Source organism: Pseudomonas sp. FME51, assembly GCF_014897305.1.
The window spans coordinates 139,246-152,673 of record NZ_JABUYN010000007.1; the positions used below are offsets into that span (position 1 = coordinate 139,246).

Genomic DNA, 13,428 nt, shown 5'->3' on the forward strand with positions numbered 1-13,428 from the left:
CTCCTAGAGTTCAAAGTTGACGTTCAAGTTTATCGTTGGTTGAACAAGGTTTCCGGCTGCTTAATGATCCTCATGAGCAGCGCTCAGATACACCACAGTCAACACCATGAAGATGAAGGCCTGCAGCGGAATTACCAGAATGTGGAAGATAGCCCACGGCACGTTCAGCGCCCATTGCACGTAGAAGGGCAGAAGTGCAATCAGGATAAACACTACTTCACCGGCATACATGTTGCCGAACAGACGCAGTGCCAGGCTCAGCGGCTTGGTCAGCAGGCCGAGAACCTCAAGGAACAGGTTGAAGGGAATCAGCGCCCAGTGATTGAACGGCGTCAGCGTCAGTTCCTTGGTGAAACCGCCCACACCCTTGATCTTGATGCTGTAGAAGATGATCAGCGCAAAGACAGCGATAGAGATGCCGAAGGTCGCGTTGGGGTCAGTCGTAGGCACAATCTTGAAGTAGTCCAGACCCAGCGCCATGCCCAGGCCAGGGATATAGTCCACCGGAATCCACTTCAGGGAGTTCATCAGGAACACCCAGACGAAAATAGTCAGAGCCAAGGGCGCAATCAGCGGGTTACGGCCATGGAAGGTGTCCTTGACGATGCCCTGAATGAACTCCACGATGATTTCAACGAAGTTCTGCAGACCACCGGGGGTATCCACAGTGGCACGGGTGGCCACATAGCGGAACAGACCTATGAAGATGAGGCCCATGAACACAGCCCATCCCAGAGTATCGAGATGCAACGCCATGAATCCCATGTCCGCGGCTTCGGTACCGGTTCTGGCCAGTGTCCAGGTGCTTTCATTGACGATGCTGCCGTCAGCCCGCTCATAACCCGCCGGTAGTTTACCGAAGGTCAGGTTCTGCAAGTGATGCTGAATGTATTCAGCTGATGTGGTTGCCATATTTGCCTCAGAAACTAATGCTTTGGAAAGCTTTTGACGATAAGAAGTGCGCTGGCCCCCACAGCCAGCACCACCAGATAGCCAATGAATACAGCGGCGACCTCCAGCGGTTTCACTCCAAGCCAGACTGCAATGAACAGTACGGCTGTCAGTATCAGTTTGCCTGCCTCACCGGAGTACAGTTCTCCGACGATGGCGCGGGCCGAACGGGCTCCGCTGTAGCGGTACACCCGAAAGGCGAAATAGCTGTTAGGCAGAAAAGCGATCAATCCACCTAACAGACCTGAGTAGCCGGCTATCCAGCCCCGGAAAAACCACAGGGCTATCGCCACTACCAGAGTCGTTATCAGCTGCAGTAAAAGCACCGGGAAGGCAGGCGTCCGATAAAGGGGGGATTTGTTGGGCGTTCTTGCGTCCATTTCCGACCTTCTCGATGAGACCTTGCAGCTTCAACCGCGTATTTTTCACTGCCTCGGCCAGTTTTTTACCTAGCCAAAATAGCGCGTGGAGTATATGTGCATTACCCGGACGATTCAACAGCGAGTATTGATTTCCGGGGCGCGCCGCAATGTCGCAGTTGTTACTTAATGTGCATGAGTACGCCGTCAAGTTCATCCAGCGAGTTGTAACTGATGACCAAACGGCCTTTGCCTTTGGCGCCATGCTGTATTTTCACTTCAGCCCCGATGCGTTCGGCAAGATCCTGCTGCAATCTGTCTATATCCGGATTGCTGCGCTGGCTTCCGGAATCCGGACGCGGGTTGAGCCATTGACGCACCAGTGCTTCGGTCTGACGCACGGTCAAGCCGCGTGCAACCACCTGTCTTGCGGCTTCGATCTGCTGATCCGCCGGTAGACCGAGTAGCGCTCGGGCATGGCCCATCTCGATATCGCCCCGCTCAAGCAGCAGTTTGACCTCGTCATGCAGAGACATCAGCCGCAGCAGGTTGGTGATGGTCACCCGGGATTTGCCCACCGCATCAGCCACCTGCTGCTGAGTCAGTTCGAACTCCTGTTGCAGGCGTTGCAGGGCGATGGCTTCTTCAATCGGATTGAGGTCTTCGCGCTGGATGTTCTCGATCAGCGCCATGGCAATGGCGGCTTCATCCGGCACGTCGCGGATTACCGCCGGAATACTGTCCAGACCAGCTTGCTGCGTGGCACGCCAGCGACGTTCACCGGCGATGATTTCATAGCGGTCACCCGCGATGGGACGAACCACTATCGGCTGCATGACCCCCTGCGCCTTGATCGATTGGGCCAGTTCTTCCAGGGCCTGGGGATCCATATCACGGCGCGGCTGATATTTGCCACGCTGGATGAGGTCAATCGGCAGGTCACGCAGTTGCTGATCCTGACTGCCCTCGGTCTTATCATGGGGAGTGGCCTGACCCAGCAGTGCATCCAGCCCCCGTCCCAAGCCGCGCTTCTTGACCGCCATGCCTGTTCTGTCCTTTTTTCCGGTTAATCGTTTACAGCGGCAGCCTGTTTGGCTGCCTTGCGCGTGCGCCTGACCAGTTCTCCGGCCAGTGCAAGATAAGCCACGGCCCCACGCGACTGCTTATCGTAGACCAGCACCGGCATGCCGTAACTGGGCGCTTCGGCCAGACGTACGTTGCGTGGAATGACGGTCTGATACAACTGTTCACCGAAATGACTGTTCAACTGCTCGGACACTTCACGGGTCAGACTGTTGCGCGGGTCATACATGGTCCGCAGCAGCCCTTCGATCTGCAGAGCCGGATTGAGCACCGAGCTGACACGTTGAATGGTATTGACCAACGCCGACAAACCTTCCAGCGCGTAATATTCACACTGCATGGGGATAATCACACCATCCGCAGCGACCAATGAATTGATGGTCAACATATTCAGCGAAGGCGGGCAGTCGATGAGAATGAAATCGTACTTGTCGCGCACATTGGTCAATGCATAACGCAGCCGACTTTCCTTCATCTTGAAATCCAGCAATTCGACTTCAGCAGCGGTCAGGTCGGCGTTGGCCGGCAGCAGATCGTAACCACCGTGTTCGGATTGGTGCAAAGCCTCATCCAGAGTGCAGCGATCGGTGAGTAACTCATAGACCGAGTTTTCCAGCTGCGCTTTATCGACGCCGCTGCCCATGGTCGCATTGCCCTGGGGATCAAGATCGATCAACAACACCTTGCGTTTGGTTGCCGCCAGAGACGCGGCCAGATTCACCGTGGTGGTCGTTTTTCCGACGCCGCCTTTCTGGTTGGCAATTGCCAGTACCTTGCCCACTACGATCTCCTCTCGGGTTGAAGCTTATGCCGTGCGTCGCAGTATCAACAGATGGCGGCTGGCCTGACAACCGGGAACCAACAATTCTTCGCTTTGCTGCACGCTGAAGTCATCCGGCAACCCCTGCAATTCAGTATCCGGGTACAAGCCTTTCATCGCCAGCCAGGTGGTATCCGGCGTGCTCAGATGTCGGGTCAGGCCGGTGAAATCCGCCAGCGAACTGAATGCCCTGGACACTATACCGTCAAACGGTTGGGGCGGGGTAAAGGCTTCTACTCGGCTATTGACCACCTGCAGATTATCGAGTCCCAGCTCGAGTTTTACCTGGGTGAGAAAGCGGGTCTTCTTGCCATTGCTGTCGAGCAGCGTGAAATCGCTGTCCGGCAGCATGATCGCCAGAATCACCCCCGGCATGCCACCGCCACTGCCCACATCCAGCCACCGTGAACCGCTGACGAAGGGCAGCACACTCAGGCTGTCGAGCAGATGCCGGCTGACCATCTCATCCGGGTTGCGTACCGCAGTCAGGTTGTAGGCCTTGTTCCACTTGTTCAGCAATGTCAGGTAGTTCAGCAACTGAGCAACCTGATGTTCGGTCAATGCCAGACCCAGCTGCTTTGCACCGCTGACCAGTTGCCTGGAATGATCAACCATACTGCTCATGCCTCCCGGGCCAATTTACCATCGTTCAACGCATTGCGCTTTTTCAGATGTACCAGCAGCAGACTGACTGCGGCCGGGGTAACCCCGGGGATACGTGATGCCTGTCCGAGTGTCTGTGGACGAATGCTCGCCAGCTTCTGACTGATTTCCTTCGACAGACCGTTCAGCGCAGCGTAATCCAGATCAGCTGGCAGCAGGGTTTGTTCATGCTGACGTAACTTATTGATCTCGTCCTGCTGCCGCTCGATGTATCCCGCGTACTTGGTGTGAATTTCCACCTGTTCAGCAGCGTCGACCGGAATATCCACCACGCCGGTGATCTGCGTCAGAGTCTGATAATCGACTTCCGGTCTGCGCAGCAGATCCAGCAGACTGTACTCGTGGGTCAGCGGCGTTTTGAAATGCTCGGCAAAAACCTTGCCGATATCACTGTTCGGTTGCACCCAGGTAGAGCGAAGGCGCTGATGTTCCGCTTCAATGGCTTCACGCTTGGCGCTGAATACCGCCCAGCGGGCATCATCGACCAATCCCAATTCACGGCCTTTTTCGGTCAGACGCAGATCGGCATTGTCTTCGCGCAATACCAGACGATATTCGGCGCGCGAGGTGAACATGCGGTAAGGCTCACGGGTGCCCATGGTGATCAGATCATCGACCAATACACCGATGTAAGCTTCATCGCGACGCGGACACCAGCTGTCCAGTCCCTGCGCACGGCGCGCTGCGTTCAGTCCTGCGAGCAAACCTTGAGCACCGGCCTCTTCGTAACCAGTGGTGCCGTTGATCTGCCCAGCGAAGAACAATCCGCCAATCACCTTGGTTTCCAGCGAGTATTTAAGGTCCTGCGGATTGAAATAATCGTATTCGATGGCGTAGCCGGGGCGCAGGATGTGCGCATTCTCCATGCCACGAATCGACTGCACCACCTGCAACTGAACATCAAACGGCAGTGAAGTGGAAATGCCGTTGGGGTACAGCTCATGGGTGGTCAGCCCTTCAGGTTCGATGAAAACCTGATGTGATTCCTTATCGGCAAAGCGATGAATCTTGTCTTCGATCGACGGACAGTAACGTGGACCGACGCCCTCGATGACGCCGGTGAACATCGGCGAGCGATCGAGATTGTTGCGGATGATCTCATGGGTACGCTCGTTGGTATGGGTGATCCAACAGTTGACCTGCTCAGGATGTTCATCGGCACTGCCGGTGAAAGACATCACCGGAATCGGCGTATCACCCGGTTGTGCGGTCATCTTGGAGAAATCCACGGTACGCCCATCGATCCGGGGTGGCGTGCCGGTTTTCAACCGGTCGACCCGCAATGGCAGTTCCCGAAGGCGATGGGCGAGGGCGATGGCAGGTGGATCACCGGCGCGACCACCGGAGTGATTATCCAGACCGATGTGAATAACACCGCCGAGGAAGGTACCGGCAGTCAACACCACGTTATCAGCGAAGAAGCGCAGGCCCATCTGGGTAACCACACCCCGTACCTGATCCTGTTCAACGATCAGGTCATCACAAGCTTGCTGGAATATCCACAGGTTGGGCTGATTTTCCAGAGCGTAGCGAATCGCCGCTTTGTACAACACGCGGTCGGCCTGGGCACGGGTAGCCCGAACGGCAGGGCCCTTGCGACCGTTGAGTACCCGGAACTGGATACCCGCACGATCCGTCGCCTTGGCCATGGCGCCACCGAGGGCATCGATTTCCTTGACCAGATGGCTCTTGCCGATTCCCCCGATAGCTGGGTTGCAACTCATCTGCCCCAGGGTCTCGACGTTGTGGCTGAGCAGCAGCGTTTTCACGCCCATGCGGGCAGCCGCCAAGGCAGCCTCGGTACCGGCATGGCCGCCACCAATCACAATCACGTCAAAACGATCTGGGAAATCCACCGTACACCTCGTTGTCCGGGCTGAGCCGGACGTCGGGAAAAGGGGCTGATTATAGGGGCAGGGCAGAAAAATTGCAGCCCTGACTGAACATTTTTTGAACAGCCTCCGAGAACCACTCAGTGGATCGATCAATTAATAGATTAAAGATAGAAAAGATTTAAAAAGCTTTATGTTAATACTGTTAATGAGTAACCCGTTTTCTGTGGGTAAGTACAAAAAGACTAATGAATTCAATATTTTGTAGAAAGTATAACCCTGTGCTGCACTTGGGCACAGGCAGTGTCTGGATGGGGGTGTTTCCTGTGCATAAGGCGGCCGGTTATCCACAGGCAGGTTTGAGCCCTGCTTACACACAGGGTTATGGGTAGGGCTTAGGGGGAGTTGTGCACAGGGCTCAGCAGCGATAAAAGCTCAAAAAATAAGATGCTGGACAGGGGCGTCCAGCGTTTCAGGAAGGGATTGATAAGAAAAAGCCGTTGATGGACGGAAGATTGAACGGCGGAGAAGCTTCCATTCATTGCAAAGGGAAGCGAGATTTCACTTGCCGATACAGAAGCTCGAAAAAATACGCCCCAACAGATCATCCGCACTGAACTCGCCGGTAATACTGCCCAGCGCCTGCTGGGCCATCCGCAGGTCTTCTGCAAGGAGCTCCCCGGCACCGGCCAGGGTCAACTGCTGATAACCGTGCTGCAGATACTCTCCGGCTTCTTCCAGGGCATCCAGGTGGCGACGGCGGGCGCTGAACAGACTTTCAGCAGTCTGCTCGAAGCCCATGCAAGTCTTCAGGTGCTCACGTAACAGATCGACGCCTTCGCCACTGCGGGCACTGAGACGCAAACTGACGCTGCCGTCTTCGGCAGCTTCCATACCGGTTGTTTCGCCACTGATATCCACCTTGTTGTAGATCAGAGTGACCTTGGTCGGGTCAGGTTTCTGCTGCAGAAATTCCGGCCAGAGCTGTTCCGGGTTGCCTGCTTCGGGTTGAGTTGCGTCAACCATCAACAGGATGCGATCAGCTTCGGCGATGGCGGCCATGGCCCGTTCTACGCCGATTTTTTCAACCACATCATCGGTGTCACGAAGCCCGGCAGTATCGATGATATGCAGCGGCATGCCGTCGATGTGGATATGTTCGCGCAGAATATCCCGCGTGGTGCCGGCGATATCGGTAACGATGGCGCTATCGCGCCCAGCCAAGGCGTTCAGCAGACTGGATTTGCCGGCATTGGGGCGTCCGGCGATCACCACGGTCATGCCGTCCCGCAGCAGAGCGCCTTGCCCGGCTTCCCGGCGAACCTGCGCGAGTTGTTGCTGTACCGCTTGAAGCTGGCTGAGGACGTGCCCATCGGCTAGAAAGTCGATTTCTTCTTCGGGAAAGTCAATTGCGGCTTCGACATAGATACGCAGGCTGATCAGCGCTTCAGTCAGTGCATGGACGCGGTGTGAAAAAGCGCCCTGCAGTGATTGCACGGCATTGCGCGCAGCCTGTTCAGAGCTGGCTTCGATCAGGTCGGCTATGGCCTCAGCCTGAGCCAGATCCAGTTTGTCGTTGAGAAAAGCACGTTCACTGAATTCTCCGGGGCGAGCTGGCCTGGCACCGAGGGTAAGGCAAGCCTTGAGCAGCATATCCATGACCACGGGGCCGCCATGCCCGTGCAGCTCCAGAACATCTTCACCGGTGAAGGAGTGAGGACCCGGAAAGTACAGCGTCAGTCCCTGATCCAGGGTGTTGTCCTGATCCCAGAACGCGCCGTAGTGAGCGTGTCGCGGCCGAGGTTCAAGACGACAGATCTGCCTGGCGATGAGCAGGGCCTCGGGACCTGATATCCGGACAATACCCACCCCGCCCTGACCCGGAGCGGTGGCGATGGCGGCAATGGTATCGGCGTGGTAACTGCGGCTCATGATCCGTTCCTGTGCTGACGGCGAAAGATGGATGGCAAAACGCCCCGAAATCGGGGCGTTTGCGTTTGGCTTGCTGGCGGCGATCAGTCGTTTGCCGCAGCCCGTTCGATCTGCCGGGTAATGTACCACTGTTGTGCGATCGACAGGATGTTGTTGACCACCCAGTACAGTACCAGACCAGCCGGGAACCACAGGAAGAAGAAGGTGAAGATGATTGGCAGCATCTTCATCACCTTGGCCTGCATCGGGTCCGGCGGGGTCGGGTTGAGCTGCTGCTGAATAAACATGCTCGCGCCCATCAGGATCGGCAGAATGAAGAAGGGGTCCTTGAGCGACAGGTCTGTGATCCAGCCCAGCCATTCGGCCTGGCGCATCTCGACACTTTCCATCAAGGTCCAGTACAGGGCGATGAACACCGGCATCTGTACCAGAATCGGCAAGCAGCCACCCAGCGGGTTGATCTTTTCCTTCTTGTACAGCTCCATCATGCCCTGGGACATTTTCTGGCGGTCGTCACCATACTGTTCACGCAGTGCCTGCAGTTTGGGCGCGACGCGACGCATGTTGGCCATCGAACGATAGCTGGTGGCTGACAGCGGGAAGAACACCAGTTTGATCAGGATGGTGAGGAAGATGATGCTCCAGCCCCAGTTGCCGACCACGCTCTGGATCATGCTCAACACCCAGAACAGCGGCTGAGCGATCCACCAGAGGAAACCGTAATCCACCGTCAGCTCCAGGCCGGGCGATATTTCCTTCAGACGATCCTGAACTTTCGGACCCGCGTAGAAATCGGCGCTGATGCTGGCCTGTTCACCGGCAGATACATTCACTGCCGGGCTGACGAAGCCGACGATGTAATTGCCCTGACTATCCTTGCGGGTCTGATAGACATGCTGCTGCTCGGGATTGGGTACCCAGGCACTGACAAAATAGTGTTGCAGCCAGGCGATCCAGCCGCCATCGACGGTTTCTTTCAGTCGGCTGTCATCCAGTTTGCCGAATTTGAGCTTGGTGTACTCATTATCGGCATTCCAGTAGGCAGCACCCAGGAAAGTCGCCATCCCGGTTGCACTTGAACTGGAGGGATCACCGCTCTTGTCGCGCTTGATCTGACCGAACAGGCTGCCGGTCCAAGCGGAATCACTCTGGTTGTCGATCAGATAATCCACATCAACCAGATAATCACCGCGAGTAAAGGTGAAACGCTTGATGTAGTTGACGTTGGCTTCGCTGAACCGCAGATCGACGGTCAGGGTATCGCTGTCTTCCGCCAACTGGTAGCTGGCCTGTTCAGCAGCATACAGTGGTCGGCCATTGGCGCGGGCATCGGGACCATTGCGCCCGGCCAGTCCGCTTTGTGCGATATAGGTGCGATTATTGGTCTGCTCCAGCAGCTGAAACGGCAGATCCGGACGATCTTTGCGCATCGGGTAGGCCGGCAGCGACAGGGAAACGATATCACCACCGAGCGGATTGATCGTCACGTGCAGAGTATCGGTCTGTACATGTATCAGGTCGGAAGTCGCCGCGGCTGTCTGCACCGGCGTACTGGGAATATCCCCTGCATCGGGTTCCACAGCCTGGGGAACATCTCCTTCGGCGGCCGCATTGTCGTTCGTCTGCAGGGTCGGCAAATCACCATTGCCAGCCGACAGCTCGGTTTCGCTCGCCGGTAGTGGCTCACCCTGACCGTAATCATTGTTCCACTGCAGAACCATGAGATAAGTAATCACGAGCAAGGCAGCTATCAGGATGTTTCGTTGCATGTTCATGGTTTATTGGCCATCTGAGAAGAACGATTGTTCTGAAGGGGTACTGGGTCATACCCACCCGGATTCCAGGGATGACAGCGCGACAAGCGTCGTGCGCTGAGCAGACTGCCCTTGAGAAAACCATGTTCTTCGATGGCTTCCTGGGCATAGCAGGAACAGGATGGATAGAAACGGCAATGACTGGCCATCATGGGGCTGATAGCGTAACGGTAAACCTTGATCAGTCCGAGCGCGATACTACGCATTGGATGATGGGGGTCCGGAATTGCGGGAGCGATTGTACTTGTCAGCGGCCTTGTTCAGCCGTCGCCACATATCCTTAAACAGGCTATGCAGAGCAGCGTTGTCAAGCTCGCCCAAGCCCTTGCGGGCCAGGACGACAATATCCAGGTGATCCAGCTCAGCACGATGGTGTCTGAAGGATTCACGGGCAATGCGTTTGATCTTGTTTCGATCGACGGCATGCCGGACATTTTTCTTGGCAATGACCAGCCCCAATCGTGCATGTCCCTGGCTGTTATGCCGTGACAGCAACAAAACATTGGGGCCTGAGGCCTTGCAAGTGGCTCCATCGAATACGTTCTTGAACTGTGTAGGCGTCAATAGCCGGTGTTCAGGACTGAATCCGAGATCCACCTGCAATTCCGATCTTAAGCTGACAGCTGCTGACGGCCTTTGGCACGACGACGAGCCAGAATGGCACGGCCGCTTTTGGTGGCCATACGGGCACGGAAACCATGGTTACGCTTGCGCTTCAAAACGCTGGGTTGGAAAGTTCTTTTCATCTTCAGATACCTGAGTAATTCACGACAGAGCCGCTAAGCCCTTTCAAGGGATCGGGAATTCTAGAGAAGAAGTGGCCTGAGGTCAATTTGAATTCACAGTCGGTAGATAAATAACAATACTAAAGAAAAAATTTTTAAAAGATTATTTATGTAGATCTTAATGAGGAAGGGGTTTTCTGTGGATAAGCGAGCCTAGGGCAGGTAGTCCGGTCGTTTGCGAAGAGTAAAACCCGGTGGGTAATTTGTTCACAGACGGGGTTGACCATTGTGCGGCTCCTGTGGATAAGGAGGCTGGATATCCACAGGGTGGTTTATCCCCGGTTTTCACCCCTGCTTGCCAACAGACTGATACAGATCTTGTCCACAAGGCTCAGGCCACCTGTTATACAAGGGTTCACCGGTAAAGCGAGGTGAAAAGACAAGGTGGTTTGTCTGGGATGCTGCTCCGCCAATTACCTTTGCGCGTGTGGATAAGTAAGGGGGGAAAGGCTAGAATACAGGGTGTTTTCGCAGAGCTGCCGGCAGGTGTTCTGCGGAAGGTTTTCATCAAGCAACTCGAGCCGCTCAGGCTTGAAGTCGGGGGAATTCAGTGTCCGTTGTACTCTGGCAGCAATGCATAGATTTTTTGCGTGATGAGCTTCCATCCCAGCAGTTCAATACCTGGATTCGTCCACTTCAAGTAGAAGAGGACCCGGGTGAGCTGCGCTTGTACGCTCCGAACCGCTTTGTGCTGGATTGGGTCAACGACAAGTACTTGAACCGAATTCAGGAATTGCTGGATGACCTGTCCCAGGGACAGGCACCATTGGTTTCGCTGTTGATTGGCAGTCGGCGCAGCAGTTCTGCCGCCGTCCCCACGCAGATGGCGGCGGCAAGAGCGCCGATACCAGCGCGTAACGAGGCCCCGGTAGACAATCCGCCGCCGGCAGTGCCGCGCGCCCAGGCCACCACCCAAGGCTTTCAACCTGAGCCGGGTCCCTACGGCAAGCGTAACGAGGAAGATCCCCGGCCACCGCAACGTGCCGACCAGGCGAATAATGCGGTGGTTAAACATACCAGTTACCTGAACCGCAGTTTTACCTTCGAAAATTTCGTCGAAGGTAAATCCAACCAACTGGCTCGGGCTGCAGCCTGGCAGGTCGCCGATAACCCGCGGCATGGTTATAACCCCTTGTTTCTATATGGCGGCGTCGGTCTGGGTAAGACTCACTTGATGCATGCCGTGGGTAATCACCTGCTGAAGAAGAATCCGGCCGCCAAGATTGTGTATCTGCATTCCGAGCGTTTCGTTGCCGACATGGTCAAGGCGTTGCAGATGAACGCCATCAACGATTTCAAGCGTTACTACCGTTCGGTTGATGCGCTATTGATCGATGATATTCAGTTCTTCGCCAAGAAAGAACGCTCTCAGGAAGAATTCTTCCATACTTTCAATGCCTTACTGGAAGGTGGACAGCAGGTTATTCTGACCAGCGACCGTTACCCCAAGGAAATTGATGGTCTTGAGGAGCGCCTCAAATCGCGTTTCGGCTGGGGGCTGACCGTTGCGGTTGAGCCGCCGGAGCTGGAAACACGGGTAGCTATTCTGATGAAGAAGGCCGAGCAGTCTCGCATCGACCTTCCCCATGACGCGGCTTTTTTCATTGCCCAGCGGATTCGTTCCAACGTGCGGGAGCTGGAAGGTGCACTCAAGCGGGTCATTGCCAGCGCCCACTTCATGGGACGTGACATCACTATTGAACTGATCCGTGAGTCACTCAAGGATCTGTTGGCCTTGCAGGACAAGCTGGTGAGTATCGACAATATCCAGCGCACCGTTGCCGAGTACTACAAGATCAAGATAGCGGATGTTCTGTCCAAGCGACGTTCGCGTTCGGTGGCACGCCCACGTCAGGTGGCTATGGCTCTGTCTAAAGAGTTGACCAACCACAGTCTGCCGGAGATCGGCGATGCCTTCGGTGGGCGAGATCACACAACTGTGCTCCATGCCACACGAAAGATCGCAGAATTACGTGAAATTGATGCGGATATCCGCGAAGATTACAAGAACCTATTACGGACACTGACCACCTGAGTGTGGGTGCCCAGCAAACAGCCAAACCTGCACGAGGTCGAAGGAAGACAATGCAATTTACCATCCAGCGCGAAGCCCTGTTGAAGCCACTGCAACTGGTGGCTGGTGTCGTTGAACGCCGGCAGACCTTGCCGGTGCTGTCCAATGTTCTTGTAATAGTTGATGGCAGTACGCTGTCGCTGACCGGCACCGATCTTGAGGTCGAGCTGATCGGTCGGATCCCGCTGGAAGAGCAGGCCGAGCCAGGGGAGATCACGGTACCGGCCCGCAAACTGATGGATATCTGCAAATCGCTGCCAGATGAGTCCACCATCAATTTCCGAGTGGAAGACGGCAAGGCCATCGTCAAGGCCGGCCGCAGTCGCTTTACCCTGACCACGCTGCCTGCTGCTGACTTCCCGAATGTGGAAGACGGTGAAGGTGCGATGAGTTTTGCGGTCAGCCAGAACAAGCTGCGGCGCTTGATTGAGCGAACCGGCTTCGCCATGGCGCAGCAGGACGTACGCTATTATCTCAACGGCATGTTGCTGGAAATCAATAATGGCCAACTGCGTGCGGTTGCTACAGACGGCCATCGCATGGCGATGTGTACTGTGGACGCCAATATCGATTACCAGGAAAAGTATCAGCTGATCGTGCCGCGCAAGGGCATCCTTGAGCTGGCGCGGCTGTTGGGTGAAGCTGACGATCTGATCAACATCGTTCTCGGCACCCACCATATCCGCGCGACTACTGGCGACTTCACCTTTACCTCCAAGCTGGTGGATGGAAAGTTTCCGGACTACGAGCGCGTATTGCCGCGTGGTGGCGACAAGATTGTCCTGGCCGATCGCCAAGCGTTGCGCAATGCCTTCAGCCGCACAGCTATTCTCTCCAATGAAAAGTATCGTGGCATCCGCCTGATGCTCAGTGACGCGCTGCTGAAGATCCAGGCGAATAACCCTGAGCAGGAAGAAGCCGAGGAAGATGCAGCCGTTGATTATTCTGGCGCTCCGCTGGAAGTAGGCTTCAACGTCAGTTATCTGTTGGATGTCATGAACGTGCTGAGCAACGAACAGATCAAGATCATTCTGTCCGATGCCAACAGCAGCGCGTTGATTCAGGAATCTGAATCGGACGACAGCCTCTATGTCGTCATGCCCATGCGTCTCTGA

Annotated in this window: 13 protein-coding genes; 2 read left to right on the plus strand and 11 right to left on the minus strand. The window is 55.6% G+C overall.

The annotated features are described in order from the left end of the window. Positions 1-60: 60 nt before the first annotated feature. From atpB to rpmH, 11 genes are all read right to left on the minus strand, one after another. The gene (atpB, locus tag INT39_RS13810) at positions 61-912 is read right to left on the minus strand and encodes a F0F1 ATP synthase subunit A (protein WP_193074566.1); all 852 of its coding nucleotides are present in this window, start codon (positions 910-912) and stop codon (positions 61-63) included. 14 nt (positions 913-926) lie between these two features. Continuing rightward, positions 927-1,331, minus strand: a complete 405-nt coding sequence (locus INT39_RS13815; RefSeq protein ID WP_193074567.1) for a F0F1 ATP synthase subunit I — start codon at positions 1,329-1,331, stop codon at positions 927-929. 161 nt (positions 1,332-1,492) lie between these two features. Continuing rightward, a complete protein-coding gene (locus INT39_RS13820; protein WP_193074568.1) occupies positions 1,493-2,353 on the minus strand; it encodes a ParB/RepB/Spo0J family partition protein in 861 nt (286 codons plus the stop codon). A gap of 23 nt (positions 2,354-2,376) precedes the next feature. Then, on the minus strand, positions 2,377-3,174 hold the full coding sequence (locus tag INT39_RS13825) for a ParA family protein (protein ID WP_193074569.1): 798 nt from the start codon (positions 3,172-3,174) through the stop codon (positions 2,377-2,379). A 24-nt stretch (positions 3,175-3,198) separates the two neighbouring features. Next, positions 3,199-3,837 (minus strand): 16S rRNA (guanine(527)-N(7))-methyltransferase RsmG, encoded by a 639-nt coding sequence (rsmG, locus tag INT39_RS13830; RefSeq protein ID WP_193074570.1) that lies wholly within the window; start codon positions 3,835-3,837, stop codon positions 3,199-3,201. Then, positions 3,834-5,732 carry a tRNA uridine-5-carboxymethylaminomethyl(34) synthesis enzyme MnmG gene (gene mnmG / locus INT39_RS13835; RefSeq protein WP_193074571.1) on the minus strand — a complete coding sequence of 633 codons (1,899 nt, stop codon included), beginning with the start codon at positions 5,730-5,732 and terminating at the stop codon, positions 3,834-3,836. Before mnmG ends, rsmG begins: the two co-directional genes overlap by 4 nt. 537 nt (positions 5,733-6,269) lie before the next feature. Then, on the minus strand, positions 6,270-7,640 hold the full coding sequence (mnmE, locus tag INT39_RS13840) for a tRNA uridine-5-carboxymethylaminomethyl(34) synthesis GTPase MnmE (RefSeq protein WP_193074572.1): 1,371 nt from the start codon (positions 7,638-7,640) through the stop codon (positions 6,270-6,272). A gap of 83 nt (positions 7,641-7,723) precedes the next feature. Continuing rightward, positions 7,724-9,415: a membrane protein insertase YidC gene (yidC, locus tag INT39_RS13845; RefSeq protein ID WP_193074573.1), complete on the minus strand. Its 1,692-nt coding sequence runs from the start codon at positions 9,413-9,415 to the stop codon at positions 7,724-7,726. Then, a complete protein-coding gene (gene yidD / locus INT39_RS13850) occupies positions 9,412-9,660 on the minus strand; it encodes a membrane protein insertion efficiency factor YidD (protein ID WP_193074574.1) in 249 nt (82 codons plus the stop codon). Before yidD ends, yidC begins: the two co-directional genes overlap by 4 nt. After that, the gene (gene rnpA, locus INT39_RS13855) at positions 9,653-10,051 is read right to left on the minus strand and encodes a ribonuclease P protein component (protein ID WP_193074575.1); all 399 of its coding nucleotides are present in this window, start codon (positions 10,049-10,051) and stop codon (positions 9,653-9,655) included. The genes yidD and rnpA overlap by 8 nt, the downstream gene beginning before the upstream one ends. A gap of 14 nt (positions 10,052-10,065) precedes the next feature. Beyond that, a complete protein-coding gene (rpmH, locus tag INT39_RS13860) occupies positions 10,066-10,200 on the minus strand; it encodes a 50S ribosomal protein L34 (RefSeq protein ID WP_193074576.1) in 135 nt (44 codons plus the stop codon). Positions 10,201-10,789: 589 nt separating this feature from the next. On the opposite strand from rpmH, the gene dnaA reads away from it, so the two are divergent. Together dnaA and dnaN are read left to right on the plus strand one after the other, a co-directional pair. Next, on the plus strand, positions 10,790-12,274 hold the full coding sequence (gene dnaA, locus INT39_RS13865; protein ID WP_193074577.1) for a chromosomal replication initiator protein DnaA: 1,485 nt from the start codon (positions 10,790-10,792) through the stop codon (positions 12,272-12,274). Positions 12,275-12,324: 50 nt separating this feature from the next. Then, the gene (gene dnaN / locus INT39_RS13870; RefSeq protein WP_193074578.1) at positions 12,325-13,428 is read left to right on the plus strand and encodes a DNA polymerase III subunit beta; all 1,104 of its coding nucleotides are present in this window, start codon (positions 12,325-12,327) and stop codon (positions 13,426-13,428) included.